A 26,360-nucleotide genomic window follows, 5' to 3' on the forward strand; every position below is an offset into this window, starting at 1 on the left:
AGTTTATTTTTTTAATTAGCCACTTACTGTTCAGCATATGATCTAAAAAAATGGTTATGACCATCACTAAAGATAGTTTTGCTATACTAGATAAGCAAAGTCAGTTGTTGTTATTAAATTTTATGCATGATTCAGTCCTGGATTCACATCACCTTGCATGTGAGAAACCTCAAACACGCCGCGGTATTGAACGTCGTTTAGCTCTATTATTAAGCGCGACCGAGCTGTTCCTAGAGAAAGGATATGATGCTGTATCTCTCGATGATATTGTTAATCATGCAGGTGGCTCCAAGGCTTCTATTTATAAATATTTTGGCAATAAGGAAGGACTTTTTACGGCTATATGTGATCATAAACGTGAAATGTTTTTTAAAGATATTTGCATTCCATTCCAACCAGAGAAAAGCACTTTAAGAGAATATCTGATTCAAACACTTAATCGTGTGTATATTCATATTATTCAGCCCGAACATGTTGCATTTTTAAGACTTATTATTGAACAGACGGAATGTAACACTGTCCTCATACAATACTTATATGACAAATGGGTACATAATTTACAAAATACACTTACTCAAGCATTAGAGTTTGCGGATAAATCAGGCGAAATTACATGTAATTCTCCGTATTATTCTTCACTCATGTATTTTGGGATTTTACGAGATATTGAATGGCGTATGATTATGGGTATGCCAGCTCTTCCAGATGAGAAAGAAGCTTTTGATTACATTGAATATTGTGTAGATATTTTCTTAAAAGGCCATCATAAAGTCTAATTCTTTTGCATTTTAAAATGCTTATAGTATAGTAGACTTCTTTTTTCCCACATCCACCCAGCCAACAACAGATAATTGTTGTATTTCAAAACAATTATTATGGAGTAGCTACATGGCTCTAAGACATTTCCTGACTTTACGTGATCTATCCACTCTAGAACTTAATCGCATTTTAGAACGCGCAAGCGAGCTTAAAAAAATGCAACATGACAATAAGGTCTACCAGCCTTTTGTCGGTAAAGTATTGGGAATGATTTTTGAGAAATCAAGTACGCGTACACGTATCTCTTTTGAAGCAGGTATTAACCAATTTGGCGGTAGTGCGATTTTTTTATCGCCTCGTGACACACAATTAGGCCGTGGTGAACCAATCGAAGATTCTGCACGTGTAATTTCAAGTATGCTTGATATTGTGATGATTCGTACTTTTGGTCATGACATTGTTGAACGCTTTGCATCTTATTCAAAAGTTCCTGTAATTAACGGCTTAACTGATGATCATCATCCATGCCAGTTACTTGCTGACTTACAAACTTATATTGAACATCGCGACAGCATTGAAGGCAAAACCGTTGCTTGGATTGGTGATGGCAATAATATGTGTAATTCATATATTGAAGCTGCACACATGATGGGTTTCAAACTCAAAATTGCATCGCCAAAAGGATATGAACCTAAACCTGAATTTTTAGCGGAGTTTGGTCATTGCGTTGAGCTTTATGATAATGCGGAAGATGCAGCAGTAAATGCTGACCTTATTGTGACTGATGTATGGGCAAGTATGGGCCAAGAAGAAGAGCAAAAACTTCGTGAAAAAGCCTTTGCTGATTTCCAGGTTAACGAAAAATTAATGAGCCTTGCTCACCCAGACTGTTTATTCATGCACTGCTTACCTGCTCATCGCGGCGAAGAAATTTCTGAAACCATGCTCGATTATAAAAATGCAGTCGTATGGGATGAAGCAGAAAACCGTCTCCATGCTCAAAAAGCTTTAGTCGAATTTTTATTAAATGAAAATTTAAAGAAAGCTTAAATTTTGAGTTTAAAAAAACAGCATCTTTATGATGCTGTTTTTTATTTTATAAGACTTGTACTCTTCCAGTTAATTATTTTTAAAAATTTGATAACGTTGCCGAATATATAAGCAGGCTGTATTTCAACTATTCTCTAGAATCGTGTATAACATTCTACACAATAAGCTAAGCCTACTCTTGTAGAGTGCGATCATGACAACCCTTGAACAATCATTATCTCAAATTCCCGCATTTTCGATTATTCATGAACATTTATTTAGCTCGGCCCAGCCTTCTGCTGAACAACTAAAATTGATTAAAGAGTTTGGTTGTAGCACAGTCATTAACCTTGCTTTAACTAATGCTTCAAATCATCTTGAAAATGAAGACCGCATTTGTTTAGACCTAGGTTTAAATTATATTCATATTCCAATTGATTGGGAGATGCCTTCTGCTGAGCAGTGCTTATTAGTTTTAGATTTGATTGATCATTTAGTGCAAAATGAAATTATCTGGATACATTGCGCCAAAAATAAACGCGTAAGTTGCCTGATGTATGTCTATAGACAGTTTTATATGAATATGGATATGCTGACTTCTCAGGATTTATTGCACGAAATTTGGGAACCTAATGAGACTTGGACTGGACTCATTCATAGTATTACCTTACAGCTACAAGGCCGTAAGGCAACTTTAGAACTTCAACAGTCTTTGCAGCAGGCCGATCACTTGGTGTGATGAGAGACTAAAACAGTCGCTGTAGCCAAAATTCCTTCTTGACGACCGGTAAACCCAAGTTTTTCGGTTGTCGTTGCTTTAATACTAATTTGATTAATATCTACATTTAGAACGTCAGCAATGCTTTGACGCATTTCAAGATTATGCTTAGCTAATTTTGGACGCTCGCAAGCCACCGTAATATCGGCATTATTTAACTGATAACCACGGTCTAAGATCAATTGATAAACATGCTTTAACAATACTCGGCTATCTGCGCCTTTGTATTCTGGGTCAGTATCAGGAAAATGTTGTCCAATATCACCAAGCGCTAAAGCACCTAATAAAGCATCACATAGCGCATGAAGTACAACGTCACCGTCAGAGTGCGCTTTCAAACCATGTGTATGTGGAATTTGAATACCCGCCAATGTAACGAAGTTCCCCTCTTCAAAGGCATGTACATCCATTCCTTGTCCAATACGAATCTGAGCAACCATATAAATTATTACCTTCCATAAAAACTTAAGAAATCTTGTATTCAGCCGTTCTGTTTCGCTATAGTACACCTAGCAAAGTAGACTGAAAGTATAAGCGATCATGCTGTCTAATACTGATATGAATCAATTGAAAAGATTAAGTTTTGTCGTGACACTGAGTTGTTTATGTTCACCTCTTGTCTTTGCAGAATCAATAGACTGTTCCAATACTGGAGCTGAGCTTAAAATCTGTTCAAAAACATTTAGTGAATCAAGAAAAGAACTCAATAATAAATATCTTTCTGCATATTTAGTTACTGATGCCCCCTTACAGCTTTTACAGGATACACAAAAGTTATGGTCTAAACATACTCAGCAATGCAAGAGTAATACATGTATTCAACAACAGTTTGATTTACGTACTGATGACCTAAATTTTTATGCATCGCTTAAGCAAACGCTTACCCAGCATTATCTTAAGTTTGAGAATGGACATCTAGCAGCACAGCCTGTACACATTCAAGTCCATCAGCTCGCGAAAGATAAAATTAAGATTGAAGGGATAGCATACCGCAATCCAAATAACCGCAAAGAAACTCAAACGATCTCATTGATGGCCTATAGTTCACCTGAACAAAAAAGTGAAATTTTAGACAATGAGCACAACTGTAAATATCAGTTTAATTTTCAAAAAGCTTTACTTAACGTGAAAACCCAGCAAAAAGGCTGTGAACGTTTTAGCGGAATCTACCGCTTATATGACTAACGCTTAAAAATAAAAGCCAGTGTTTGAACACTGGCTTTTTACTTTCTACGCTGGATATTTTTGCGCTATATCCTGACCGACTAAAACTGCGGTTGCCGCAGACAAAGTCCAACCTAAATGCCCATGCCCTGTATTATAAAAAACACGAGGTTGTTTAGATTGCTTAACAACAGGCAGCATATTCGGCATCATAGGTCTTAACCCTGCCCAAGGCACCACATGCTCAGTTGAAATATCAAAGTTACGATTAACCCAATTCACTAATGGTTGAATACGATCAGCCCGTATGTCGCGGTTATAGCCATTAAACTCAGCAGTCCCTGCCACACGCAGTCGATCTTTACCTAAACGAGAAGTCACAATTTTTGCACTTTCATCTAACAAGCTCACCCAAGGAGCATTCTTTACACTGTGCTCATCTTTTAATTGTACGGTAATTGAATAACCTTTTACTGGATACACATTTACTCGCTCACCAATCATATCGGCAAGTTGATAACTCCCTACACCACCACAAACTACAAGTACATCACCTTCTAGCTGAATGTTGTCGGACTCAACCAAATAAGGATGCTCAGCACTTGGCTGACAAGTTACGACTACTTTGTCTGCGCTGCACTTAATATCCATAACTTCTAGACCGAACTTATATTGAACGCCATATTGTTTAGTCTTCTCAGCTAAAGAGGTTGAATATTTATGAATATCACCCGTCGCATCACTTGGTGTGTAATAGCCACCGAAATAGTCACCCGTCAAAGATGGTTCTATTGTTTTCATTTCATCAGGTGAAACCGAATAGCGCTCCAATGTACCTTTGTTCAATACATTATTAACTTGTTTAGCAATTTCGTAGTCAGCCTTACTGTGATACATATGGAGAATTCCACGTTTCTCCAAATCAAACTCAAGCTGCTCTTTTTCAGCTACTTCAAATAAACGCTTACGAGCGAGCAATGCCAAACGGACCGTCTCAATCGTATTCGCCTCATAGTTTTTAATATGTGATAGAAATTCAACTAGCCAACTATACTTATGCAAACTAAATGAAGGATTCAACAATAGAGGAGCATCTTTTTGTCTCATCCATTTAAAGCCTTTAATCACGGTAGCTTTTTGGTTCCATACTTCGGCGTTACAAGCCGATAATTGCCCTCCATTGGCAAATGATGTTTCCATTGCAGGATATAAATGTCGATCAATCACTGTGACTTGATAACCCAGTTGCGATAACTCATAAGCAGAGGTAACCCCTGTGATTCCCGCACCTATCACAATAACATGTGGCATAACAGACTCCTCAGAAATGCAAAACATTTCATCAGTACAGCCCATCTGTCATTGGTACCTGAGAGTTTCGACCCCAACGTTACCTTTTAACGTTTAGATCTTCCCCTTCGGTGAGTTTATAATTTATAAGTTATTGTTTTCCATTCTTATAAATCTAAGCTTCTCTCCAGATTTTTTAATTATTACAGTCCTTTTGCCTGAGAGTTTCCGGGCTTGTTGCTCCTTCGGCGGGTTCTTAATGAACCTCTCTCCCGCAATAATTTTGTATTTATATAAGCAATGTATCTGCCACATTAGAAAAAACGCATTCTTTTCTTGTAAACTTTTGTATAAGCAATCTTAAAAATATAAGCTATTGATTTAATTAATAATAAAAAAGGTGAATTTTTATAAATTCACCTTTTGCACTAAAATTAGAGTTTTCCGTTGAGCACTTGGTCTGAAACCGTACCCTTCCATTGCTCACGCAAGGTTGGTAAGTAGAATTTTTCACCAATAGTGACCAGCTCAGCATCAATCAATGCATGAACTTCGTGCATAAAAATATAATCCAAAGCAACTAAAGAAAGCTGATGATTTTTTTGCGCTGTTTTCTTACGTTTTACCTGTGCTTGTTTCACTAGCTCATTTGCAAAGTTTTTATCTTTATAAGCAGTGATTGCATTTAAACGAAGCTCAATCACACCCCATCCCGCTAATAGCTTTTTAAAGACTTCAAAATCTTTTGAGGTTGATTCCCACGTTACGTTTTCTAAATCATTATCTTCAGGTAAAACTGGTAATAATAAATCCGCTGTACTTGGGAAAATCTTTTTAAGATTTAACAGAAACTTAACCGGCTGATCACTAGGATAATCATTAAATTGCACGTGTTGTTGGGTATCTGTCAAATAAATAGAGAGCATTCAAAAATCCTTAACTAAGCAGCTGTTTTTAATAATTTTATCTCTAACTTTGCGAAATAAATGCAAAACAAAAAACAATATAAAAACAGGACAAGGTGGGCATTTTAACAATTATGACGGCTTATTCAACGCCAATTCGCCATTAATTAGTGAAAGTTTCAACCTTCTTGATAAAAAGCTCTCCGAAGAGAGCTTAATTTTACATAGGATAATTAAAAATCTACTGCAATTCCTGATTTTGACTAACCTTGATATTGATCAACTTTATGGTTTGGTTGATCTACAAGCAATTCAATAAAAGATGGAATAGATGTAGTGTTAAGCAGATAAGGATTAAACTCATCAACATGATGATGATGAAAGAATTCTTTTATTTTCGTGTTAATGGGAGCAAATTTCATACTCCAATGTTTAAATAGACGTTGTTCGGATGGTTCTGAAAAGATGATTTCACAGTTCTGATGTCTCGAATCTTTCAAAATTAATTTATAAAATAGCGATTCGACTTGTTCTTTCTCACCTTCTAAATACTGTAAGAAGTATCCATTACCATAGAAAAGTACTCCTGTAATATCATTATGTGAGTTGAATTTGACTGCTTCAGTGAGAATATCAATTAAATCTTGTTTTATTTGACTATGTTCACTATTGGTTTTACTTGCATACATAAAGCCTATTAAACTCATAGCGATACTCGAAGATAGATTTCACTGTACATTCTGACATTTGCACACATTTCTTACAATGTAACCTAATTAAAACCTTGTATTTCAAAAGTAAAGATTATTTTCTTTTTGAAAATGACAAACTTTAACAACCCGAAATCTTTTGTAAATTAATGCCAACTTAACAAGTTAATCAGACGCTATTAATTTTAGTACAATTGAAAATTGTTTTTAATGCGTGGATGTCTAATGGAGAATCATGAAGTTATTCTTCAAGATGAACATCATAAACAGTTTAAAATTGTCAAAGTTCAAGATGTTCGTTTTGATAAGAATACCCTTAACAATAGCTATCAATGGTTATGGATATTTGATCATAGTTCGGAGTTTTTCCCATTTGAGTTATGGGATGAGCTTGATCATGCAACTGTTCATCAAAAAATCAAACTTGGCAATCAAGTTTTCAAGATTATCAAGATTCTGACGAAGAAAACGAAAGTTAGGCCCTCATGAAAGATAAGTACTTAACCAAGTTAAAATCACTAAAACCAATGCTTTCGGCTGTTCAATCGGAATCATATGGCCCGTATTTTTAATTATCTCAAGCTTTGCATGTGGCAATTGATCTAATAATTCTATGGCTTCTTCCTTGGAGCGGAGCTGGTCGTCAGCACCAGAAATAATTAAAGTTGGACATGCGATCTTACTCATATCATAAGAGCTTCTATCTAACATCGATTGTTTTACGAACTCTTTATAACCCAAAGCTTTCCCCATCTCCTGGATTCTTTTTACAAGAGTACGATTCTGCACATTTAATGGATGAAGTGTTTTTTCAATTGATATTGAGCTTAGCCCATGGAAAGTTTTCTCAGAATTAAGTTTAATTGCGGTTAACTTTTGATTTTTCTGCTCTTCTGTATCTGAACGTAATGAAGAGGCTATTAAAACAAGCGCCTTAACTTTTTCAGGAAATTGCTCCACTATAGATCTCGCAATGTATCCTCCAAGTGAGAATCCAATTAGTACAAAGCTCTCAGGCGCATTTTTAACAATATTCTGAGCAATTTCTTTGATTGTTTGCCCTTGTTTTAAAGTAGCTCGAGATATATTCCACTCTTTAGGCATTTCATCTATGAGTTCATTCCAGAGAGATTCATCAAGCATATAACCAGGAATTAAAACAACTGAAATTGGCTTTTGATTCATAAGTTTTTTAATACCTTACTTGTAAATTATAGCTAACAGCATTTTATGCTAATAAAAAATCTATAATTAGAATATTGAAGTAAAAAATAAAATCACTATATAAATTAAACAGAAATAACTGTGGAAGCACGCCAGACTAAAACATTCCCTTTTTATGCTTGAGAAGGAGGTACATATGAAAGTTAGAGCATCACGTACGTATTCCGCTTCAGCAAATAATTATTTTATTTCTAAGGAATATGATTGTACTGTTATACCTGTAAAAGGAATGTGTTTTATAGACTCTGGTTTAACTGAAAGTGGAGTGATTGAACCAGTAGAGATTATTGAAGTGACTATAGAACCAGAATCTAACTCGTATCATGTTCTTTTAGCACGCGATATACATGAGTACGAAAAAGAAGAGCTAAAAAAGAAGTTTGAAGCTATGAAATCTCATGGTTGGGAATACATAGACGGCTTACTTTGATATTTTCAAATTTTAAGATACAAGCTAAATCCTCCCCCCCCAAAAGAGCCCTCCTTTGAGGGCTTTTATATAAATATTAGCGCGTACACTTTTATTAATGATTTATCTGTACAAACAGATAACCGAGTGCACAGCATATTGTATTCTTAAAGATTTTAAATATATTTAGCTAAGAAGTTTATTCACATTCTTTTCAATTAATTTTTTGCTGTGGTTATTAAGTATATAAAAGTATCCAATCAATCCAAAGAATATGACTGCATAAATTATGACAATCCATATATATTTAAATATGTTATCGAATAACATATGATTTATGACATCTACATCAATATTGATACCAAAGTTATGTACATATCGACTTAAGAATAATGCAATACAATAAATCAATATTGGAACCGCAAGAACTCCTGTCCATATATTAATTTTATTTTTCTTAATTTCTAGTTTTTCAAAATCATCTTCTCCAAAATATTTTTCAACTTCAATAACTTGCTTATTCAAATCATCTTTTAATGATATAGGTAATCTGTTGTCTTTAATATGATATTGAATGTTTTTCAAGATTTCTGCACTTTCTAGTGCTTCACCTAAAATTGTTAAATTTCCCATAGAAAAACCAGAATATAATCAGTAAAACTATGGATTTTAAGGTAAATTTTGTGATTAAAAGCACTTTTTAACACAAAAGTAATAAATTGAGCTGAATTACAAAACATTCAAAAGAAATACGAGAAGCCGAAAATGTTCCAAAGATTACTAAACATAGCTTCCTCTCACTATATTTCTCAATTTTTTAAACACTATGAGAACGACTGAACTTTTATCCTGAACTATAAGATTATCAAAAGCCAAGTTTTCATAGGAGTTAAGTATTCGAATTATTAAAATAAAAAGGCACTTTCGCAATAGCTCCAAAGTGCCTTTCTATTGATTGAGATTCTAAAAATATCTTTATTTTTAGATAGATTACTTACTATTTGGTGAAACCATCTTTTCAGGTTTAACTACTTCGTCAAATTGTTCCGCTGTAACCAAACCAAGCTCAACAGCGACCTGCTTCAACGTTTTATTTTCTTTATAAGCAGTCTTTGCAACTTTTGCAGAATTTTCATAGCCGATTACTGGATTTAAAGCTGTAACTAGCATCAGAGAATTATGCAAGAAGTGATTAATCTTATCGCGATTAGGCTCAATTCCCACCGCGCAGTGATCATTAAAGCTATTACATGCATCACCAAGTAACTGAATAGATTGCAATAAGTTATAAGCAATCACTGGCATAAAGACGTTTAATTCAAAGTTACCTGAAGCACCTGCTACGTTAATGGTCGTATCATTTCCAAGCACTTGCGCAACAACCATGGTCATTGCTTCACTTTGTGTTGGGTTTACTTTCCCAGGCATAATGCTTGAACCAGGCTCATTTTCTGGAATACGGATTTCACCAAAACCGCAACGAGGTCCACTTGCCAACCACCGAATATCATTCGCGATTTTGTTTAAGCTTACAGCCAAAGTTTTTAATGCACCTGATGCAAAAACAGCGGCGTCCCGTCCTGCTAGAGCTTCAAATTTATTGGGTGCAGTTACAAAAGGTAAACCTGTAAGTAGTGCAAGCTGAGCTGCTGCTTTTATTGCATAGTCAGGATGTGCATTTAATCCTGTACCTACCGCTGTGCCACCTAATGGCAACTCATATAAGCCACTCAAAGCTTGTTGTAGTCGAACCAATCCATGCTCAAGCTGTGATACGTAACCACTAAATTCTTGACCTAAGGTTAATGGAGTAGCATCTTGCAAATGGGTACGGCCAATTTTAACAATATCCTGAAACTCATCTGACTTTTTTTGCAAAGTCGCTTTAAGCTGCTCTACAGCAGGAATGAGCAACTCGTTAATTTGCAAACTTGCTGCCACGTGAATGGCCGTTGGAAAGGAGTCGTTTGTTGATTGAGCACGATTAACGTGATCATTTGGATGTACTGGTTTTTGGGCACCTAAGGCTTGCCCTAATTTCTGGTTTGCAATATTGGCAATCACTTCATTGCAGTTCATGTTACTTTGCGTACCAGAACCTGTTTGCCAGACAACTAAAGGAAATTGGGAATCCCACTTGCCATCAATTACCTCTTCAGCAGCACCCACAATATATTGACTCAAATCTTGTGGTAGTTGTTCAAGTTCAGCATTGGTTATTGCAGCAGCCTTTTTTACCAAACCCATCGCTCGAATCATGGCACGGGGTAATCGTTCCTGCCCGATTTTAAAGTTCTGTAAGCTGCGTTGAGTCTGTGCCCCCCACAATGCTTCATTTGGAACTTCAATCTCACCCATAGTGTCATGTTCAATTCGTGTTTGCATAGAAACCTCGGTTATCTCAATAAAGAACTCACGGGCTGAAGCAAGTGTTTGCTCTGGCTAGTTAATTTTGAATATCGTACTCAAGCATACCAGTATTGTAAATAAGAATCATTATCTCATCTTCCATTTAAAGTATTTTGATAAAAGCGCCATTCATCTTCGATCATTTGTTTTAATGGGCGCTTCGGTGTCCATTGCAATAAGGTTTTTGCTTTCTCAATATTAGCGCCAACTTGATCTAACTCGACATGTTTATAAATTGCTGATTGTGTAGGAACTTCAGCTTTAGTAACTTGTGAAATTTCATCGAGTAATTGACGAATTGAATAAACTTGGTCATGTGCAATATTAAATGCTTCACAACAATGCGTTTGTTCACGCAGCCAATGTAAGCTCGCAATGACGGCTTCACATAAATCTAAAACATGTAAAAAACTACGTTCAGTCGTATGATCTGACGTTTCAGCTTGATCTTGTAATTCAATTAAATCACGTTGCATTGCTGCGACTTGCATCGCAAGCGGAACAATATTTTTAGGGAGCTGAGCGACATACTCTCCGAGTACCCCATGTTCAAATGCACCTACGATATTAGACAATCGTAAAATCGCAATTTTCCACTCATGGTCAATTTTATAAGTATCACGGATAATTTCTTCAATCATCTGTTGAGACTTAATGTAGGGATTAGGATAAGCATAATTAAATTCTTCTGTTTCGCTCAATTGCAAACCAGATTTCCCATAAGCTGCAAGGCTAGACAGATGAATGAAGTGACGAACACCCGTACGTTGCATAGCACGTAGTAAACTCATGATGCAGCTAACATTATCATTATAATATTCAAGAGGTTTAAGGTTAGATTCTTCAATTGATTTAAATCCGGCAGTATGAATAACTGCATCAATTGAATATTGCTCAAACACCTTATTCAGCGCTGGTGTATTGCGTACATCAAGTTTGACAAATGGAACGTACATACCAGAAATAAATTCTAGCCGCTCCAAAGTTTGCAAGGTTGAATTAGCCAAATTATCGACGATTACCACCTCTTGCCCTTGAGCCATTAGACTCAACGCAATGTGTGAACCGATAAAGCCTAAACCACCTGTCACTAAAATCATTGTATACTTACCTTTCTCTTAATGTATCTACGCCCATTTAGACGTATGACCATAGTGAATTCTCAATGAGTACATTACTACTAATTACCTCTGCTCCTACTTCCATTCATGCTTGGCATGCGTTAGGACTTGCTCAGGCACTCAAAAGTAAAAATGAAGACTTCCGTGTATTCTTTTACCAAGATGGCGTGCAGGTTGCTAATGATTTTCAATGGGTTCCTGACGACCAGCGTAATTTAACGCATGAATGGCAAAAGCTTGCGATTCGTCTTCCTGTTTGTGTGAGTGCTGCCCTCGCTCGTGGTATTACAGATGCAGAAAATGCCAGTCGTCATCACCTTACTCATCACAACCTTGCCAAAGACTTAGAACTTGTCGGGTTAGGTGAACTTGCTGATGCAGTACAGTCAGCATCTCGTCTTATTCAATTTTAAGTTACTTTGTTTGCTTAGATTGTTGCTTTTAAAAGGTATATTGTGTGAAATCTGTACTCGTCATTTTAAGCCAAGCCAATTTAACCAGTCTTCAAATCAATGAAAGCCTTTCTGCTACTATGGTTTTAGCAACCTTTGGCTCACCAGTCAAAGTATTATTGAAAGATGCTGCTCTTAGTCTTTTGCAAAATGATTTGAGCTTTGATCAGTTTCGTCAGGCTTTCAAAGTGGCCTCAAATATGGTCGAAAGTTTTGAGTTCTACGACTTGAGCCCTATTCTGATTGAATGTAAAAATCAGCAGCATCCTCTTGTACAAAAAACCGAACAAGAAATTGAATTCGTTCAGTTGAATGCTGAGTTTATTCAATCTTTTGATCATGTTCTATATTGGTAGATAAAGGTGTAAGTTTAATGAATCCGTCAACACTTTATCTTGTGCAATCTTCTTACCATGCTACACCTAAGATTATTGATGAATTACGCAATCTTTTTCAGGTAGGTGACCAAATTGTTTTTATGGGTGATGCAACTGCACACCTTTCTGCTGAAATGATTCAACCATTTGAATCTGTTTCATGTTTAAGCATCGAAAAAGAGTTAATCGATACGGATACTTTAGCTCAGGTGAAGGTATTAGATTATGATCAATTTGCTGATCTAGTTTTAACGTTTAATCGCTGTATTTCTCTTAAATAATTATTTAGGCTGGTTTCATGAATTTAGAATTAGACCAAGATGGTCATTTGGTTGATTACACAATCTGGAATCCTGAAGTTGCGCAAGAACTTGCCAAATCGCTTGATCTTGAACTCACCGATTGGCATTTTGAAGTTTTAGCAGCTGTACGTCAGTTTTATCAGCAATTTGGACACTCTCCAGCAACTCGCCCGCTGATTAAATTTTTAATGAAAACGGTCAGTCCAGAGATTAATAATGCAGTTTTACAGCAACAATTTAATACTGGTTTAGTGGCGCGTCATTTAAGTCGTTTAGCAGGGATTCCTAAACCAGCAAATTGTTTATAAGATTAAGTAAATTTCTTGGCAGCAGCGACGCATAAAATTGTTGCTGCTGTAACCACCAACATTGACCAACTTACTTGTTCGTGTAACAAGACCGCAGCAATACCTAATCCCATTAAAGGTTGCAAGAGTTGTAGTTGGCTAATCGCAGCAATTCCTCCTTGCGCAAGCCCTTTGTACCAAAAGAAGAAACCAATCAGCATACTAAATAAAGACACATAAATAAGACCTACTAAAGCTGATGTAGATATGTTCTGAAATGAAGCTGGCATATAGAAAATAGTCAGAAATAGCATAAAAGGTAGTGACAAAATAAGCGCCCAACAAATGACCTGCCATCCACCAATTTTTTTTGAAAGTACACCGCCTTCTGCATAGCCAAAGCCACAAAAAATGATCGCCATCAACATATAAAAGTCTCCTATCCCAAGTGAGGTATCACCAGAAATCAAAAACATATAAGTGAAGACAACCGCACTCCCTAAGACTGCAAATATCCAGAAAAATTGATTCGGTTTTTCACCGCCTCTCAACACAGCAAATATTGCAGTTGCGAGAGGTAAAAGGCTAACAAAAACGATTGAATGAGCTGCATTCATGTATTGCAGAGCAAGCGCTGTAAATAGAGGAAAACCTATCACCACGCCTAAAGAAACGATGGCAAGAGGCAACCAATCTTGCTTGGCTGGTTTTTTTTGTTTTAAAACCAAAATAAGAATAAGGCCTAAAATACCTGCAATTGCCGCACGTGCCGCAGTTAGAAAACCAGGATCGAAACCCATTACGGCTACACGTGTTGCTGGTAGTGATCCCGCAAAAATAGCCACGCCAATAAAACCATTCACCCAGCCATTCATAAACCTAGTCATAATTTACTCCGTTACTATACGAATAATTTAAGCTGTGCTAAGGTGAATAAACCAGATACAAAGCAGTACAATTTAAAAGAACTGTAATGTATTAATAACCAATACAGTTCGGATTGTAAGTCAGTGAACCAGAACAAAACCAAAATTGAAATTGTCATTTCAGAGATTGAGCGACAAATAAAAAATCGGTCTTTATTGCCGGGAGCACGCTTGCCTTCTGTTCGTAAGTTAGCAAATAACCTTGGATTTTCTGTATCAACAGTTGTAGAAGCCTATGAAAGATTAATTGCTCTAGGCAAAATCGAATCAAGAACTGGATCTGGTTTTTATATTGTTGGTCCGCTTGCCCCTCTTTCTTTAAGCGAATTAGGCCCTAAATTAGATCGCTCAGTCGATCCATTATGGATTTCACGTCAATCTTTAGAAGCAAAAGCAGATGTTTTTAAACCCGGCTGCGGTTGGTTACCTGATGACTGGATGCCATTAGATAGTATTCGTAAAGCATTAAGGTCGGCTGCAAGAAGCCCAGATGATTGTTTGATGGGTTATTCAACGCCATTAGGATTACCAGCTCTACGTGATTTACTGGCAAGACGCGCTCAAGCAAAAGGTATCAATGCAAATCTTAATCAAGTGCTTTTAACAGACTCTGGAACTCAAGCAATTGATTTAGTAGGCCGATTTTTACTAAAGCCCGATGATGTCGTTTTGATTGATGATCCTTGTTATTTTAACTTTCATGCATTACTTAAGGTTCACCAAGTCAAGGTTATTGGTGTTCCCTACACACCAACAGGTCCTGACTTAGAAGCATTTAAAGAAGCAATTGAAACTTATAATCCACGTCTTTATATCACCAACTCAGGAATTCATAATCCAACTGGCGCAGTACTTTCTCTTTCTACGGCGCATCAATTATTAAAACTTATTGAACAATCAAATTTGATTGTTGTTGAGGATGATATTTTCTCTGATTTTGAATATAGCCCTGCTCCTCGGCTTGCTGCTTTGGATAATCTTTCTCGTGTAATCTTTATTGGAAGTTTTTCTAAAACGTTATCCGCATCTATTCGTTGTGGCTATATTATCGCTAAACCAGAATGGATTGATCAGCTCACTGACCTGAAAATTGCCACAAGCTTTTCTCACAATGGCGTATCAGCTGAAGTTTTATTAAGTGCTTTAACAGATGGGTCTTATCGTAAACATATAGAATTATTAAAGGTCCGATTAGCAAAAGCAATGCACGATACCATTACTCAGTTAGAACCTTTGGGTATAAAACCATGGATTAAGCCTCAAGCGGGAATTTTTGTTTGGTGTCATTTGCCAAAGGGAGTTGAAGCTTCAGAAATTGCAAAATATTGTATTAATCATCAGGTTATTCTTGCACCAGGAAACGCGTTTAGCCAAGCTTCCAATGCTGGCCAATTCATCCGCTTTAATGTAACACAGTCAAATCATGACCATATCTATAAGACTCTAGCTGATGCAATTCAACAAGAGTCTTAGTTGGCAATAAGAGAAATTAAGCTTGTTTCTGTTTTTGCTGCATATATGCAAAATAACCCGGCCCAGCTGAAACCTGAACTTGTTTTGCATGTAAAGGTTCACGGCAAACCGAACATACCATGACTGGTTCAAATTTATGGCCACATGTTTTATGACGATATTCTAAAGGTTTGCCTAAGCCTTGATCCATCCATTTGTCTGCCCAATTCGCCATAGACAAAATAATTGGATAAAGTTCAAAACCTTTATCAGTCAATTTATATTCAAAGCGTTCCTGACGATCAAAATAAGGAGATTTGACTAAAATTTCATATTCAACCAACCGCTTTAAACGATCCGAAAGGACATGACGAGTGACACCTAATGACTTTTGAAAATCGTCAAAACGGCGTATTCCCATAAAAGCATTACGTAATATTAGCATCGTCCATCGATCGCCAATCACTGATAGCATACGAGCAACCGAACAAGGTTGATCACCGATGTCGTCCCATTTCATCTTTATGCATTCCTCGATATTTCCTAGCCTAATGGCCCTATTGTTTATACCCTAAACCACTTAGCACGATTTATGCAAGATTCATTATTAAAATAACTTCTTATCAAGCTTATGAAAGAATTTTCATTATAAAAAATTAAAAGTTATTATTTAAAATTGCTTAATAAATATAACTCACTCAATTATATAGTGAGTTATATTTATCATTACTGGTTATTAATTTGAAATAAATACGCCCTTCAAAATATGACCTGCTTCTAATTTCACACTTGCCGGAATTCGCACCAGACAATTGGCCTGCATTAAATTACTGAGCATGTGTGATTGCTGTTTTGCCAGACTTTTAACTTTAAGTTGTCCATTGTCAAAATAAGCATGCATTCTTAGAAAACGTTCACGCGCATCTTCTTTTAAATCATGATCTAAAATTGCACTAAACCATTCTGGCCCTGCTTGATTTCCCTGCAAAGTGTCAAGCAATGCTTTACCGTAAACCTGCATAGAGACATAGACCGCAGCCGGATTACCCGGTAACCCAAGCAAATAACAACGATGATCTTTTTCCGTGTGAGAATATTCAGCAAAAAAGAGTGGCTTACCCGGCTTTTGTTTAACTTTCCAAAAGATTTGTTCAAAGCCAGTCTCAAAAGCGCATGGCCGAACAAAGTCATAATCACCTACTGACACTCCGCCTGTGGTTATAATGACATCATGACTATCTTTTAACTTATTAAAGTAATGCGTGACTTGCACCGCCTCATCTGCCACATGAATGAGTTCAACCTCTAAGCCGTAATCTTCAAACCAAGCTTTTAGTAATGGACCATTTGCATCAAAGATTTTACCTTCTGCAAGATCTTCAGCTTTTTCGGCAACTTCATCACCAGTGACTAAAACAGCAACTTTCGGCGCACGGTAAACGTCAACCGTTTGTACACCCGCCATACTTAAGGCAGCCAAGCTTCCAATATTTAAGAACTGTCCTACTTGAGCAAGTAACTGCCCTTGTTGGATTTCTTCTCCGGTAAAACGGATATCGGCTTTAGGGCGAATATGTTCAGTTAACAAAATTTCTTGTGCTGACACGACCTCTACTATTTCTTGCCTCGCAACATGCGTTGTGCCTTCAGGAATTTTGCCACCAGTAAATATACGAATTGCCTGTCCTTCACTCAGAATGTCATGACTTTCGCTTCCAGCACGAATCTCGCCAGTAACCTGAAACTTTTGGTTATTTAAATCATCTACATGGCTACAAAGTGCATAGCCATCCACAGCACTTTGAGAAAAGCTTGGTAGGTTAATTTCTGAATAAATTTCTTTAGCAAGACACCTACTTAGGCTATTTTGAAGAGGTTGCTGAATTGAACCTAATTTTTTAGGTCGGTTACTAATCAGCTCAATTGCTTCATCTACGCTAATCAATCCATGTTCTGCACCACAACCAGTCATTACTCATAGCCTCCCGGATGTGGTAGATCACGGCAAACATCAAAAATATGCACTAAGGCAGGTAAAATAGCAGCCATTGATTCGCTTGCTCCACCACGGCTTCCCGGTAAAGTCACCACTAAAGAGCGATCAATAAAACCAGCTACTCCACGCGACATTGCAGCATATGGCGTGCGTTTTTGTCCAAATGAACGCGCAGCTTCCATTAAGCCATCTAGCTTACGCTCAAGAAGTGGTTCTAGCGTATCAACTGTAATGTCACGCTTACCAATTCCTGTTCCACCAACCGTCATAATGCAAGCATATGATTTGCTCAACTCAAGCACTAAGTTTTTTAAAGTATCCGCTTCATCTGGCAAAATTTGGTAATGAATTGGATCGAATCCTGCTTCGGTTAAAGTTTCAACCACAGATTTTCCGGCAGTATCGGGCTTTCTACCCGCTGCGACGGTGTCGGACAACACAATAACCGCAGCCGAAACGGGTTGACGAAGAACTCGCTTAAAGTGTGATTTCCCACCTTTTTTCTTAAGCAATTTACATTGATCCATCCAGAGCTCTTCTGGTTCACAATGTGGTTTTAACATGTCGTAAATGGTTAAGCCGGCAAGACTTGCAGCCGTTAAAGCTTCCATTTCTACGCCAGTTGGACCAATGGTTTCAACTACGGCAATGATCTTTACAAAATCATGTTCTAGTTCATATTCAATATCTGCCCGATAAATCGGCAGTGGATGACATAAAGGAATCAGCTCATCAGTACGTTTTGCTGCCAAAATTCCTGCAACACGTGCGGTTTTTAATGCATCCCCTTTTTCGGTATTCCCTTGTCTTAATAATTCAATACAGTGCGATGGTGCATATAAAATTGCTTGTGCTTCAGCAACACGATAACTCTCTGGCTTCATTCCTACGTTTTTCATTATTTATCCTAGTCTTGCTTATTTCAGTGTGAGTGCTCATGGCCGGCATGATGATGGTGATGTTTGTGGTCGTGCGGTGCATCCTTACGAATACAACAGCCCTCTACATAATGACTTGTGCCATCTGTAAAAAACTCTTCTTTAAAGACAGGTACTTCATGCTTTACCCGTTCGACCGCTTCCTCACATGCCTGAAAAGCTTCACGGCGATGGGCTGCATACGCAATTGCAATAATGGCTGTTTCACCGACATCCAGATATCCAATTCGATGAACCACTCGCACATAAGATACCTGATACTTTTTCTCAATTTCCAGTTCAATTTCACGTATCATTTTTTCAGAAAGCGGTTTATACGAGGTATATTTTAGTGCTTTAACAGCTTTACCTTCATGATGGTTACGAACCGTACCCATAAAAATATCGATACCACCACATTCTGGAAAAGATTGAATCGGATCAAAGATATCTAGGCTTAAAGCCTGCTCTTGAATACGTGCAAAATCTCGCATGACTTACCCTCCTGCAACTGGTGATAATAAAACCAAAGTACATGGCTGATTTAAGGCAGATTGCCTGGTTATGACATTATCGCCAATAGCGCATGCACATTTTTCCATGGCCTGTGTACATTCTGGATGCAATGAAACAATTTCATCTAAGACATCTTTAACTAAAATATCGGTGGGGAAAACTAACGAAAGATTTTGTGGAAGCAATTTTTCAATTGCACCAAATGATTCGATTTTAATTTGGATAGATTGCTGCATTTATCCCCCAAGCATATGCATACTGATTTTACGGGTTTGTTGATGTTGTAAGGCATGAAAGCCTTTAGCTTTATGCCAAATATAAGGATGGACCAAATTCTTTAAATTTTGGATATACATGTCGTATTCCGGTGTACGTTGTTTACTTACCAGCGTTTGAAGCTGTGGCTTAATATTTAAACCCTGCGGGGCAAAGAGACAGTTATAGAGTTCACCTTGTGCCGTTAGTCGTATACGGTCACATTGATGGCAAAATGAATGAGTAATGGTAGAAATGATGCCTAGCGCGTAGCTATTGTTAAGTAAATATTGGCGTGCTGGCTCATGTTGCTGCTCAATCACTTGTACTGAATAATGTGGTTGCAACGCTTGTAAAATTTCAGCTTCACTCACCACATCTCTATTTGACCAAAGTGCATCACCATCAAGTGGCATAAATTCAATAAAACGTAGCGGAATATGATTGGCGATAGACCATTTCACCATCGGTAGGATTTGATCGTCATTTTTATCTTTCATTAACACGCAGTTAATTTTAAAAGGTAGCCCTGCATCTTTTGCAGCTTGAATACCCTCAAGAACTGGTTCTAACTTTTTCTTAGTGAGCTCTTTAAATTGAATCGGATCTAGGCTATCTAGACTAATATTTAAATCATCTAGACCAGCATCTTTTAATTGCTGAGCGTATTTTGCAAGATAATGTCCATTGGTGGTCATTGAAATGCGTTTTAGACCTAATGCTTTTAAAGCTTGTAAATCGCGAACGAAATGAACAATACCTTGACGCATTAATGGTTCACCACCCGTAATACGGATGCTTTCAATACCTTGTTGCACCATAAAACTGCAAAATTGAATGAGCGCCTCAAAACTAAGCAAATCTTGTTTATTTAGCCATTCAGGATGTTCAGGCATGCAATACACACACTTAAAATTACAGCGATCAGTTACTGAAATACGTAACTTTCGCTTGATGCGCCCATATTGATCTTGCAAAAGCATTGGCGCAGTTTCAGAGTGATATTGTTTCATTATTTGCACTCATATCGAGAACAGTTCAAATATTGCAAGCACTGATTATGAGCAATTAAACTTTTAAAATTGCGCCTTAGTAGTGCTTTGATCTTTATTGCAAAATTTGTTCCAATTCTATTTATCATCCATAACTTTTTGGGCTGTATTTGAAATTTCGACCGTACCGTTTTAGCTCAAACTTTAAAGCTTTATAAAATCAGTGCGGCGTCAACCTTTTATATGCCCTACTTTATTTCTAGCACTTTTCTAAACGGATGGGTACATATTTATGGTACGGTGTTTTAGATAAAGGGTCACAATGCTCACCAGAAATGAGCATGTTTAATTGTGGTCCAATAGGTCCTCCACCTTGAAAGCGCATGCCATAACCATGTGGAAGCGAAACAACTCCTTTTCGCATTCCCTCATCAAAATCTACAGTAACCTGAATTTCTCCATGTTGTGAGATACATTTGATTTGATCACCCACAGCCACACTTAAGGCTTCTGCATCTTCAGGATGAATTCGTAAAGCTCCTTCAGCATCTACTTTTCGCCAAGCTGGATCACGGTAAATTTGATTGGCGTTATAGCTACGTCGCTCACCTGATAAAAGTATGAATGGAAATTCTTCAACATTAACGTTATGGCTTTTCAATCTTGCGAGCTCATTTAACATCTCTGGAATAGCTAGACGTATTTTCTTATCTTTATAAGCTACCAGTTTCCAGACTTCATCATATTCATGTTGCGATAACACCATACCTGACCGCTGCTTTAAAATTTGTTCAAATAAATGAACACCTAAAGTTAAAGGGTTACCTTTGTAACCTGCACGGCGTACCGCTTTTGTGTGTAAAACAGCATATTGAATCGACAGTGGTAATAAAAAAGCAACTGAACCAGCTGATTTTTCTAAGTGTTTACCTAAAGTGCGATAGAGAATTGAGGCTGCAAAAGGAATGTATTTTTTATTTCGTGCAAAAGTAAGTCCCAATGCCAACAAGTAAGGTAAATAGGCTGTTTTTTTCGAGTCGACCGCAGCTATTTTTTCTAAAATTGGAAAGCGTTTTGGAATCACCTGCATGGCTTCAAGTAATCGTGTATAAATTTCTGCCTCTGGCAAAGTATTCGTTTGAGCGGCCAATACAGGATGACGTAGGTGAAAACCATTTTTAGGAAATTCCAAATTAAAACCAGTAAATTCCCATTTTTCAAACTGGGTATGCGCTGGCAAAATGTAGTCCGCAAGCCTAGCGGTTTCTGTCATCGCAACATCCACCACAACCAACAAATCTAATGCTTTAAATGCTTCCTCATAAGCTGGTGTATCAGGATAAGTTAATAGTGGATTACAACTATCTACAAACACAGCACGAACTCGCTTTTCCCCTGCTTTTAAGATTTCATCGGGTAAAATATTAGGCGGGAAAAACCCAGAAATGGGGAACATTTTATGGTAAACACTCCGTCTATATTTCGGCTTTCTTTCATCTGTATCACTTAAGATTGGAATAAACATGGTATGTAAATTATTGGTACCCTGCTTTCCAAAGTTTCCAGTCAGTAAGTACAGTAGTTTTTCTAAATACCCGTTTAAGGTAGTATTTAAAGTATGTTGAATACCTAAATCGATACGTACACAGCCTCTTTTTGCCTTGGCAAAATCTCGAACTACCTGGTAAATCAAATCGACTGGAACATCTGCTTTGGCAATATAGTCTTCAATCGGCACACGACTAAATGCTGTTTTTACGTCTTCAAAACCTTGTGTGTGCTGCTCAATGAATGCTGCATCATAAAGCTTTTCTTTAATAATGATCGCAATCATGGCCGACATTAAAAAAGCATCTGTCCCCGGTTTTAATTGCACATGGATATCTGCTTGTTTGGCCGTTTCGGTAACACGCGGGTCAAACACCACCATGGTTCGGTTCGGATCTTTCTTAATATGTTTTAGCGTGTCTCGGGCGTTAGGGATACCATGTGCCTGAAAAGGATTTGTTCCAATGAAAAGTACATAATCTGCATATTCAACATCTTCTGTGGTATGGCAAGCCTGACTACCAAACAAACGTCCATTGAGCCAAAAATCACCCGTTTTTTCTTGGGCAAGTGAGTTGTAAGCATAATAACTTTTCATGGCCAGCAAAAGCTGTCGGCCATACGCTGCGCCGAGGTGGTTACCCTGACCGCCGCCCCCAACCGAAGCAAAAGCAGTCCCACCAAAATCATCTCTAATCTGCACTAATCGATCAGCAATTTCTTGTATGGCAACATCCCAACTTACTTCTTGAAATGATCCATCAGGTTGACGTTTCAAAGGTGTGGTCAAACGGTCTGCGTGTTGCTGGTAATGCTGTAATCTGGCAGCTTTTTGACAAATGTAACCTTGAGAAAAAGGATGTTCGGAATCACCTTTAATTTTGACAAACTGGTTATCTTTAATTTCGACACTCAAACCGCAGTTTCTAGAACATAAGATACATGCGGTCACATCTGTTTTACTTTGCTGAGCTGCGTCCATCATTTTTCTGGCTCCGTTTATTTTTATACATCTAGCTAGAATTAAAACAACAGGTTCCAAAATAGAACTTATATATTAGATAGTCAAGAACGCATCATTTTAAATTTGTTTATAACATCACTTTAGTTTGTAAATTGATAGAATCTAATGTTTAACTCGCGGTAAATATCTCTTTAAAAGCATTGATTTGTTTATATTGTTGAAGCTCATCCAAAGAGTTAATGCTATGAAAAAATAAGTTTTGTTTTTGAAATACGGCGACTTGTGCATGTAAAAGCTTAAAGCACTCTTTTAAACTTAATCGTTGTTTGTCAATTTGCTCTCTTATCGTAAGCAGGCTTTCACGCTTTAATAAGCAAAATGGGTATAAAGCATCCCCATTAATTGAAACATAGGCTGCCTGAGCTTGTTTATTTTTGCGTAGTGCGCTGTGTAATTTCGCAACGACTTGCGTAGGTATATACGTCACATCACAGGGAATACACAAAACATAATCTGCTTTTACATGTGACCATGCGCTTTTCATGCCCATAAGTGGGCCGAAAAAACCGGAAGCATCATCTTGAAAACACTTAATATCAGGCACAATACTTTGATAAATCGAATAATCACGATGACTATTTACCCAAATTTCAGATACAGATGACTTTAGTTTTTGATGAATTTTGAGTAGTTGCGTATCGCCATCAAATTGCTGCAACAGCTTATTTAAACCATTCATACGGCGGGCTTGTCCACCCGCCAAAATGACCAAATCAGTTACGGGATATCCCTTATTCACACTTCCACCTCTTGCTGGCAAGCTTTAATCAAGCCACGAATCTCAGGTAAACATGAACCACAGTTCCCACCTGCTTTTAAACATGCAGTAACCTGTTTTTCATGGGTAATGTTTTGTGTTTTTATCACGTCGATAATTTTATTCTTACCTACTTTAAAACAACTACACACTAAAGGCCCATCATTATTAGTAGCCGACATTGGCATACCCGCTAGTAAAGCTTTTCGGTGCAAGGCGCTCAAACGTTCTCGTTTAAACAGACTCGCTACCCAATCACGGTCTGGCAATAAATCTGGCGGTGCAATATATAGACTTGCAATTACAATGCCATCTTTCAAAATAACGCTATGGCTCAGTTGTGAAGAGATATCTTCTATGCTTAACCATTCAAAGGTTTCATCGGCAAATGGTAAAAAGCTTTTCAGATTCTTTTGAGTATCGTGAAAAGTTTGGCGGTCTGCAAGTTCATAACGGTTGGTTTTAACCATTTTGACCTTGGTCCACCATGCACAGTGATGTAGCGATTCTTGAATATGCGAATCGTATCCTTCACGAATATAGAGCACGCCCTGCCAAGTGGTATAGAACGGCTGAATGATTACAGGCGTATGTTTGAACTCAGGTTCACCTGAAATTGCATCAACTTCTGGATTAACGACTTTACCAATGCGGGCGTCGGATGCAACCTGTTCAGTCCAGTGAATCGGTGCAAAAATTTGCCCACGACGTACCCCCGATGAGAAGGTCACACGTAGTACACAACTGCCCCATTTCGAACGAACTTCTACTAAGCCTTGGTCGCGTACACCAAATTTCAAGGCATCACTTGGATGAATCTCACAGAATGGTTCAGCGCGGTGACTGCTCAAATTTGGTGACAAACCAGTACGAGTCATGGTGTGCCATTGATCACGAATACGTCCCGTGTTCAAAATGAGCGGATAATCTTCTGAAACTGCATGTACCGGATCAATTGCAACAGTCGGAATTAGTTTTGCCTTGGCATTTTTATGACTAAACTGGCCCTTGCCAAACAGTTGTTGAACGGCTTTAGCGTCTTGGGTTTTATTCCATACTGGCCATTGCACTGGTTGTAGAGCATCGTACTCAGCATTACTTAGGTTCATTAAACCTTTCAAGTTGAAATAACGAAAATTATTACTCTCTTCTCGCATATCCATGTCTGCATTGTCTTGTGCAGATAGCGCTGCATGCTCATTAAAGATGTCACTTGCACTCGCAAAGTCAAAACCATTAAAGCCTAATTTTTTCGCGACTTGACTAACAGACCACCAATCTGCTTTTGCTTCACCCGGCGCAGGTAAGAATGCGCGCTGACGTGAAATACGACGCTCAGAGTTAGTAACGGTTCCATCTTTTTCGCCCCAACCTAAAGCTGGAAGCAAAATATCGGCGTAAGCTGTAGTATCCGTATCGGTACAGATATCTGACACAACGACCAATTCACATTTCTCTAATGCACGTTTCACCTGATCGGCATCTGGCAAACTCACCACTGGATTAGTTGCCATAATCCAGATGGCTTTAATTTTTCCAGCTTCAACCGCATTAAATAAATCAACTGCTTTCAAACCAGCTTGAGTTGCAATAAATGGGCTGTCCCAAAAAGTTTGCACTACTTTTTGATGTAGTGTGTTATCTAAATCCATGTGTGCCGCTAGCATGTTGGCTAAGCCACCTACTTCACGGCCACCCATTGCATTGGGCTGGCCTGTCATTGAGAATGGTGCAGCGCCGAGCTTACCAATTTTGCCTGTTAGTAAATGGCAGTTAATAATGCTGTTGGCTTTATTTACACCCTGACTTGATTGATTCACACCCATTGAAAATAGCGTGATTACTTTTTCAGTCTGCGCAAATTTCTCAAAGAACTGCTGTAATTTGTCTAAAGAAATACCACTACGTTTGGCAACATATTCAATATCACTTTCTGGCTGACTACTTACCAAAACATCTTGCAAACCTTCAGTATAGGTATTTACAAAGGCCTGATCGGCATGACCATTTTGATATAGATATTGGAATAGACCGTTGAACAATGCGACATCTTGGCCCGGTAAAATCGGTAAATGTAAATCCGCTTGTTCACAAGTACTGGTAAAACGTGGATCAATCACCACAACAAACATATCTGGATTGTGGCTTTTAGCCTGCATAATCCGCTGATACAGCACAGGATGGCACCATGCGGTATTGGAACCAACCAAAACCACCATGTCTGCATGTTCAAAATCTTCATAACTTGCTGGCACAAGGTCTTCACCAAAGCTGCGTTTGTGACCTGCCACCGCAGATGACATACAAAGGCGTGAGTTGGTGTCGATATTTGCAGTACCCAAATAGCCTTTTACAAACTTATTCACCACATAATAGTCTTCAGTCAAAAGCTGACCTGAAACATAAAATGCAATGCTGTCACGACCATATTGATCGATACAAGATTGGAATTTATCGGCAATTTTATTGATTGCCGCATCCCAAGTGGTTACAGTCCGATGTGGCTTACGACCAAACATCGGTTGAAGTAGACGTGTTTCTAACCCCAAAGTATCCGCAAGACGGCTACCTTTAATACATAAGCGTCCAAAGTTGGAAGGATGATCAGCATCCCCCTCAACTTGTACCAGAGGTCCTTGAGGTTTTTGTTGGACGTTTACGCTAACACCGCAACCCACCCCACAATATGGACATGTTGTTTTGATTGTTTTTGCAACATGATCGGAGCTATCGACTTCAACGCTTGGAATACTATTCATAA

General features: G+C 37.9%; 29 protein-coding genes and 1 riboswitch. Of the genes, 11 read left to right on the forward strand and 18 right to left on the reverse strand.

Translation table 11 applies throughout. From position 1 onward, the window contains the following. Positions 1 to 122 precede the first annotated feature (122 nt). The 3 genes from HMPREF0013_RS12865 (at position 123) to HMPREF0013_RS12875 (ending at position 2,527) form a co-directional block, all read left to right on the forward strand. Positions 123 to 776 (forward strand): TetR/AcrR family transcriptional regulator, encoded by a 654-nt coding sequence (locus tag HMPREF0013_RS12865; RefSeq protein WP_005803466.1) that lies wholly within the window; start codon positions 123 to 125, stop codon positions 774 to 776. 112 nt (positions 777 to 888) lie between these two features. Then, entirely contained in the window at positions 889 to 1,809 is a 921-nt protein-coding gene (argF, locus tag HMPREF0013_RS12870) for an ornithine carbamoyltransferase (RefSeq protein WP_002115690.1), read from the forward strand. 193 nt (positions 1,810 to 2,002) lie between these two features. Further along, positions 2,003 to 2,527 carry a protein tyrosine phosphatase family protein gene (locus tag HMPREF0013_RS12875; protein WP_002115619.1) on the forward strand — a complete coding sequence of 175 codons (525 nt, stop codon included), beginning with the start codon at positions 2,003 to 2,005 and terminating at the stop codon, positions 2,525 to 2,527. On the opposite strand, the gene ispF is transcribed toward HMPREF0013_RS12875, so the two are convergent. Then, positions 2,515 to 3,006: a 2-C-methyl-D-erythritol 2,4-cyclodiphosphate synthase gene (gene ispF / locus HMPREF0013_RS12880; protein WP_002115651.1), complete on the reverse strand. Its 492-nt coding sequence runs from the start codon at positions 3,004 to 3,006 to the stop codon at positions 2,515 to 2,517. The two genes, HMPREF0013_RS12875 and ispF, sit on opposite strands and share 13 nt — an antisense overlap. A gap of 100 nt (positions 3,007 to 3,106) precedes the next feature. On the opposite strand from ispF, the gene HMPREF0013_RS12885 reads away from it, so the two are divergent. Further along, complete coding sequence (locus HMPREF0013_RS12885) at positions 3,107 to 3,751, forward strand: hypothetical protein (protein WP_002115734.1); 645 nt, start codon at positions 3,107 to 3,109, stop codon at positions 3,749 to 3,751. A 45-nt stretch (positions 3,752 to 3,796) separates the two neighbouring features. Here HMPREF0013_RS12885 and HMPREF0013_RS12890 read toward each other — a convergent pair whose 3' ends face one another. The 3 genes from HMPREF0013_RS12890 to HMPREF0013_RS12900 form a co-directional block, all read right to left on the reverse strand. Then, positions 3,797 to 5,041, reverse strand: coding sequence for a D-amino acid dehydrogenase (locus HMPREF0013_RS12890; RefSeq protein WP_002115716.1), 1,245 nt, complete (start codon positions 5,039 to 5,041; stop codon positions 3,797 to 3,799). A gap of 175 nt (positions 5,042 to 5,216) precedes the next feature. Further along, positions 5,217 to 5,305, reverse strand: a riboswitch (glycine riboswitch). 149 nt (positions 5,306 to 5,454) lie between these two features. After that, a complete protein-coding gene (locus HMPREF0013_RS12895; protein WP_002115670.1) occupies positions 5,455 to 5,946 on the reverse strand; it encodes a hypothetical protein in 492 nt (163 codons plus the stop codon). 242 nt (positions 5,947 to 6,188) lie between these two features. Beyond that, positions 6,189 to 6,632: a BLUF domain-containing protein gene (locus tag HMPREF0013_RS12900; protein WP_005803474.1), complete on the reverse strand. Its 444-nt coding sequence runs from the start codon at positions 6,630 to 6,632 to the stop codon at positions 6,189 to 6,191. 228 nt (positions 6,633 to 6,860) lie between these two features. Here HMPREF0013_RS12900 and HMPREF0013_RS12905 point away from each other — a divergent pair, with 228 nt between their 5' ends. After that, on the forward strand, positions 6,861 to 7,124 hold the full coding sequence (locus tag HMPREF0013_RS12905; RefSeq protein WP_002115584.1) for a hypothetical protein: 264 nt from the start codon (positions 6,861 to 6,863) through the stop codon (positions 7,122 to 7,124). On the opposite strand, the gene HMPREF0013_RS12910 is transcribed toward HMPREF0013_RS12905, so the two are convergent. After that, positions 7,119 to 7,820, reverse strand: coding sequence for an alpha/beta fold hydrolase (locus HMPREF0013_RS12910; protein ID WP_002115606.1), 702 nt, complete (start codon positions 7,818 to 7,820; stop codon positions 7,119 to 7,121). The genes HMPREF0013_RS12905 and HMPREF0013_RS12910 overlap by 6 nt on opposite strands. 175 nt (positions 7,821 to 7,995) lie before the next feature. On the opposite strand from HMPREF0013_RS12910, the gene HMPREF0013_RS12915 reads away from it, so the two are divergent. Further along, entirely contained in the window at positions 7,996 to 8,289 is a 294-nt protein-coding gene (locus HMPREF0013_RS12915) for a hypothetical protein (RefSeq protein ID WP_002115649.1), read from the forward strand. Positions 8,290 to 8,454: 165 nt separating this feature from the next. Here HMPREF0013_RS12915 and HMPREF0013_RS12920 read toward each other — a convergent pair whose 3' ends face one another. The 3 genes from HMPREF0013_RS12920 to galE all read right to left on the reverse strand — a co-directional run bounded on the left by HMPREF0013_RS12920 (position 8,455) and on the right by galE (position 11,777). After that, the gene (locus HMPREF0013_RS12920; protein WP_002115636.1) at positions 8,455 to 8,901 is read right to left on the reverse strand and encodes a DUF6097 family protein; all 447 of its coding nucleotides are present in this window, start codon (positions 8,899 to 8,901) and stop codon (positions 8,455 to 8,457) included. 357 nt (positions 8,902 to 9,258) lie between these two features. Beyond that, a complete protein-coding gene (gene fumC / locus HMPREF0013_RS12925) occupies positions 9,259 to 10,653 on the reverse strand; it encodes a class II fumarate hydratase (protein ID WP_002115609.1) in 1,395 nt (464 codons plus the stop codon). A gap of 116 nt (positions 10,654 to 10,769) precedes the next feature. Further along, positions 10,770 to 11,777: a UDP-glucose 4-epimerase GalE gene (gene galE, locus HMPREF0013_RS12930; protein ID WP_002115594.1), complete on the reverse strand. Its 1,008-nt coding sequence runs from the start codon at positions 11,775 to 11,777 to the stop codon at positions 10,770 to 10,772. 65 nt (positions 11,778 to 11,842) lie between these two features. Between galE and tusD the strand changes: the two genes are divergently transcribed. The 4 genes from tusD to HMPREF0013_RS12950 are packed head-to-tail and all read left to right on the forward strand — an operon-like array spanning position 11,843 to position 13,237. Next, positions 11,843 to 12,211, forward strand: coding sequence for a sulfurtransferase complex subunit TusD (gene tusD, locus HMPREF0013_RS12935; RefSeq protein ID WP_005803478.1), 369 nt, complete (start codon positions 11,843 to 11,845; stop codon positions 12,209 to 12,211). Positions 12,212 to 12,255: 44 nt separating this feature from the next. Beyond that, entirely contained in the window at positions 12,256 to 12,606 is a 351-nt protein-coding gene (locus HMPREF0013_RS12940) for a hypothetical protein (protein ID WP_002115699.1), read from the forward strand. Positions 12,607 to 12,623: 17 nt separating this feature from the next. Next, complete coding sequence (locus tag HMPREF0013_RS12945; protein WP_002115665.1) at positions 12,624 to 12,908, forward strand: hypothetical protein; 285 nt, start codon at positions 12,624 to 12,626, stop codon at positions 12,906 to 12,908. Between the two features lie 17 nt (positions 12,909 to 12,925). After that, positions 12,926 to 13,237 (forward strand): TusE/DsrC/DsvC family sulfur relay protein, encoded by a 312-nt coding sequence (locus HMPREF0013_RS12950; protein ID WP_002115694.1) that lies wholly within the window; start codon positions 12,926 to 12,928, stop codon positions 13,235 to 13,237. 2 nt (positions 13,238 to 13,239) lie between these two features. Here the strand turns inward: HMPREF0013_RS12950 and HMPREF0013_RS12955 are convergent, their stop codons facing one another. Then, positions 13,240 to 14,103: a DMT family transporter gene (locus HMPREF0013_RS12955; protein ID WP_002115647.1), complete on the reverse strand. Its 864-nt coding sequence runs from the start codon at positions 14,101 to 14,103 to the stop codon at positions 13,240 to 13,242. Between the two features lie 123 nt (positions 14,104 to 14,226). On the opposite strand from HMPREF0013_RS12955, the gene HMPREF0013_RS12960 reads away from it, so the two are divergent. Beyond that, positions 14,227 to 15,615, forward strand: coding sequence for a PLP-dependent aminotransferase family protein (locus HMPREF0013_RS12960; RefSeq protein WP_002115639.1), 1,389 nt, complete (start codon positions 14,227 to 14,229; stop codon positions 15,613 to 15,615). Between the two features lie 16 nt (positions 15,616 to 15,631). Here HMPREF0013_RS12960 and HMPREF0013_RS12965 read toward each other — a convergent pair whose 3' ends face one another. From HMPREF0013_RS12965 to HMPREF0013_RS13005, 9 genes are all read right to left on the reverse strand, one after another. Continuing rightward, positions 15,632 to 16,114 carry a winged helix-turn-helix transcriptional regulator gene (locus HMPREF0013_RS12965; RefSeq protein WP_002115697.1) on the reverse strand — a complete coding sequence of 161 codons (483 nt, stop codon included), beginning with the start codon at positions 16,112 to 16,114 and terminating at the stop codon, positions 15,632 to 15,634. 216 nt (positions 16,115 to 16,330) lie between these two features. Then, on the reverse strand, positions 16,331 to 17,566 hold the full coding sequence (locus tag HMPREF0013_RS12970) for a molybdopterin molybdotransferase MoeA (RefSeq protein ID WP_002115656.1): 1,236 nt from the start codon (positions 17,564 to 17,566) through the stop codon (positions 16,331 to 16,333). Then, positions 17,566 to 18,489 (reverse strand): bifunctional molybdenum cofactor biosynthesis protein MoaC/MoaB, encoded by a 924-nt coding sequence (gene moaCB / locus HMPREF0013_RS12975; protein WP_002115707.1) that lies wholly within the window; start codon positions 18,487 to 18,489, stop codon positions 17,566 to 17,568. The genes HMPREF0013_RS12970 and moaCB overlap by 1 nt, the downstream gene beginning before the upstream one ends. A gap of 23 nt (positions 18,490 to 18,512) precedes the next feature. Next, positions 18,513 to 19,001: a molybdenum cofactor biosynthesis protein MoaE gene (locus HMPREF0013_RS12980; RefSeq protein WP_002115677.1), complete on the reverse strand. Its 489-nt coding sequence runs from the start codon at positions 18,999 to 19,001 to the stop codon at positions 18,513 to 18,515. Between the two features lie 3 nt (positions 19,002 to 19,004). Continuing rightward, complete coding sequence (locus HMPREF0013_RS12985; protein ID WP_002115720.1) at positions 19,005 to 19,259, reverse strand: MoaD/ThiS family protein; 255 nt, start codon at positions 19,257 to 19,259, stop codon at positions 19,005 to 19,007. Continuing rightward, complete coding sequence (gene moaA / locus HMPREF0013_RS12990) at positions 19,260 to 20,300, reverse strand: GTP 3',8-cyclase MoaA (RefSeq protein WP_005803484.1); 1,041 nt, start codon at positions 20,298 to 20,300, stop codon at positions 19,260 to 19,262. 229 nt (positions 20,301 to 20,529) lie between these two features. After that, entirely contained in the window at positions 20,530 to 22,803 is a 2,274-nt protein-coding gene (locus tag HMPREF0013_RS12995; RefSeq protein WP_005803486.1) for a molybdopterin-dependent oxidoreductase, read from the reverse strand. Between the two features lie 148 nt (positions 22,804 to 22,951). Continuing rightward, the gene (mobA, locus tag HMPREF0013_RS13000; RefSeq protein WP_002115739.1) at positions 22,952 to 23,581 is read right to left on the reverse strand and encodes a molybdenum cofactor guanylyltransferase; all 630 of its coding nucleotides are present in this window, start codon (positions 23,579 to 23,581) and stop codon (positions 22,952 to 22,954) included. Next, a complete protein-coding gene (locus HMPREF0013_RS13005) occupies positions 23,578 to 26,358 on the reverse strand; it encodes a nitrate reductase (RefSeq protein WP_002115596.1) in 2,781 nt (926 codons plus the stop codon). The genes mobA and HMPREF0013_RS13005 overlap by 4 nt, the downstream gene beginning before the upstream one ends. Positions 26,359 to 26,360: the final 2 nt, after the last annotated feature.

Origin of the sequence: Acinetobacter sp. SH024 (assembly GCF_000163635.1) — a bacterium.
GTDB lineage: Bacteria > Pseudomonadota > Gammaproteobacteria > Pseudomonadales > Moraxellaceae > Acinetobacter > Acinetobacter pittii.

Coding starts and splice junctions, on each gene's coding strand:
- ispF (WP_002115651.1), bottom strand. CDS start 3,006: ATGGTTGCTCAGATTCGTATTGGACAAGGAATGGATGTACATGCCTTT.
- HMPREF0013_RS12985 (WP_002115720.1), bottom strand. CDS start 19,259: ATGCAGCAATCTATCCAAATTAAAATCGAATCATTTGGTGCAATTGAA.
- HMPREF0013_RS12950 (WP_002115694.1), top strand. CDS start 12,926: ATGAATTTAGAATTAGACCAAGATGGTCATTTGGTTGATTACACAATC.
- argF (WP_002115690.1), top strand. CDS start 889: ATGGCTCTAAGACATTTCCTGACTTTACGTGATCTATCCACTCTAGAA.
- tusD (WP_005803478.1), top strand. CDS start 11,843: ATGAGTACATTACTACTAATTACCTCTGCTCCTACTTCCATTCATGCT.
- HMPREF0013_RS12875 (WP_002115619.1), top strand. CDS start 2,003: ATGACAACCCTTGAACAATCATTATCTCAAATTCCCGCATTTTCGATT.
- HMPREF0013_RS12995 (WP_005803486.1), bottom strand. CDS start 22,803: ATGATGGACGCAGCTCAGCAAAGTAAAACAGATGTGACCGCATGTATC.
- moaCB (WP_002115707.1), bottom strand. CDS start 18,489: ATGAAAAACGTAGGAATGAAGCCAGAGAGTTATCGTGTTGCTGAAGCA.
- HMPREF0013_RS12915 (WP_002115649.1), top strand. CDS start 7,996: ATGAAAGTTAGAGCATCACGTACGTATTCCGCTTCAGCAAATAATTAT.
- galE (WP_002115594.1), bottom strand. CDS start 11,777: ATGATTTTAGTGACAGGTGGTTTAGGCTTTATCGGTTCACACATTGCG.
- HMPREF0013_RS12885 (WP_002115734.1), top strand. CDS start 3,107: ATGCTGTCTAATACTGATATGAATCAATTGAAAAGATTAAGTTTTGTC.
- HMPREF0013_RS12905 (WP_002115584.1), top strand. CDS start 6,861: ATGGAGAATCATGAAGTTATTCTTCAAGATGAACATCATAAACAGTTT.
- HMPREF0013_RS12895 (WP_002115670.1), bottom strand. CDS start 5,946: ATGCTCTCTATTTATTTGACAGATACCCAACAACACGTGCAATTTAAT.
- HMPREF0013_RS13005 (WP_002115596.1), bottom strand. CDS start 26,358: ATGAATAGTATTCCAAGCGTTGAAGTCGATAGCTCCGATCATGTTGCA.
- HMPREF0013_RS12920 (WP_002115636.1), bottom strand. CDS start 8,901: ATGGGAAATTTAACAATTTTAGGTGAAGCACTAGAAAGTGCAGAAATC.
- HMPREF0013_RS12900 (WP_005803474.1), bottom strand. CDS start 6,632: ATGAGTTTAATAGGCTTTATGTATGCAAGTAAAACCAATAGTGAACAT.
- HMPREF0013_RS12865 (WP_005803466.1), top strand. CDS start 123: ATGCATGATTCAGTCCTGGATTCACATCACCTTGCATGTGAGAAACCT.
- HMPREF0013_RS12910 (WP_002115606.1), bottom strand. CDS start 7,820: ATGAATCAAAAGCCAATTTCAGTTGTTTTAATTCCTGGTTATATGCTT.
- HMPREF0013_RS12945 (WP_002115665.1), top strand. CDS start 12,624: ATGAATCCGTCAACACTTTATCTTGTGCAATCTTCTTACCATGCTACA.
- fumC (WP_002115609.1), bottom strand. CDS start 10,653: ATGCAAACACGAATTGAACATGACACTATGGGTGAGATTGAAGTTCCA.
- HMPREF0013_RS12970 (WP_002115656.1), bottom strand. CDS start 17,566: ATGACTGGTTGTGGTGCAGAACATGGATTGATTAGCGTAGATGAAGCA.
- HMPREF0013_RS12965 (WP_002115697.1), bottom strand. CDS start 16,114: ATGAAATGGGACGACATCGGTGATCAACCTTGTTCGGTTGCTCGTATG.
- HMPREF0013_RS12890 (WP_002115716.1), bottom strand. CDS start 5,041: ATGCCACATGTTATTGTGATAGGTGCGGGAATCACAGGGGTTACCTCT.
- HMPREF0013_RS12980 (WP_002115677.1), bottom strand. CDS start 19,001: ATGCGAGATTTTGCACGTATTCAAGAGCAGGCTTTAAGCCTAGATATC.
- HMPREF0013_RS12955 (WP_002115647.1), bottom strand. CDS start 14,103: ATGACTAGGTTTATGAATGGCTGGGTGAATGGTTTTATTGGCGTGGCT.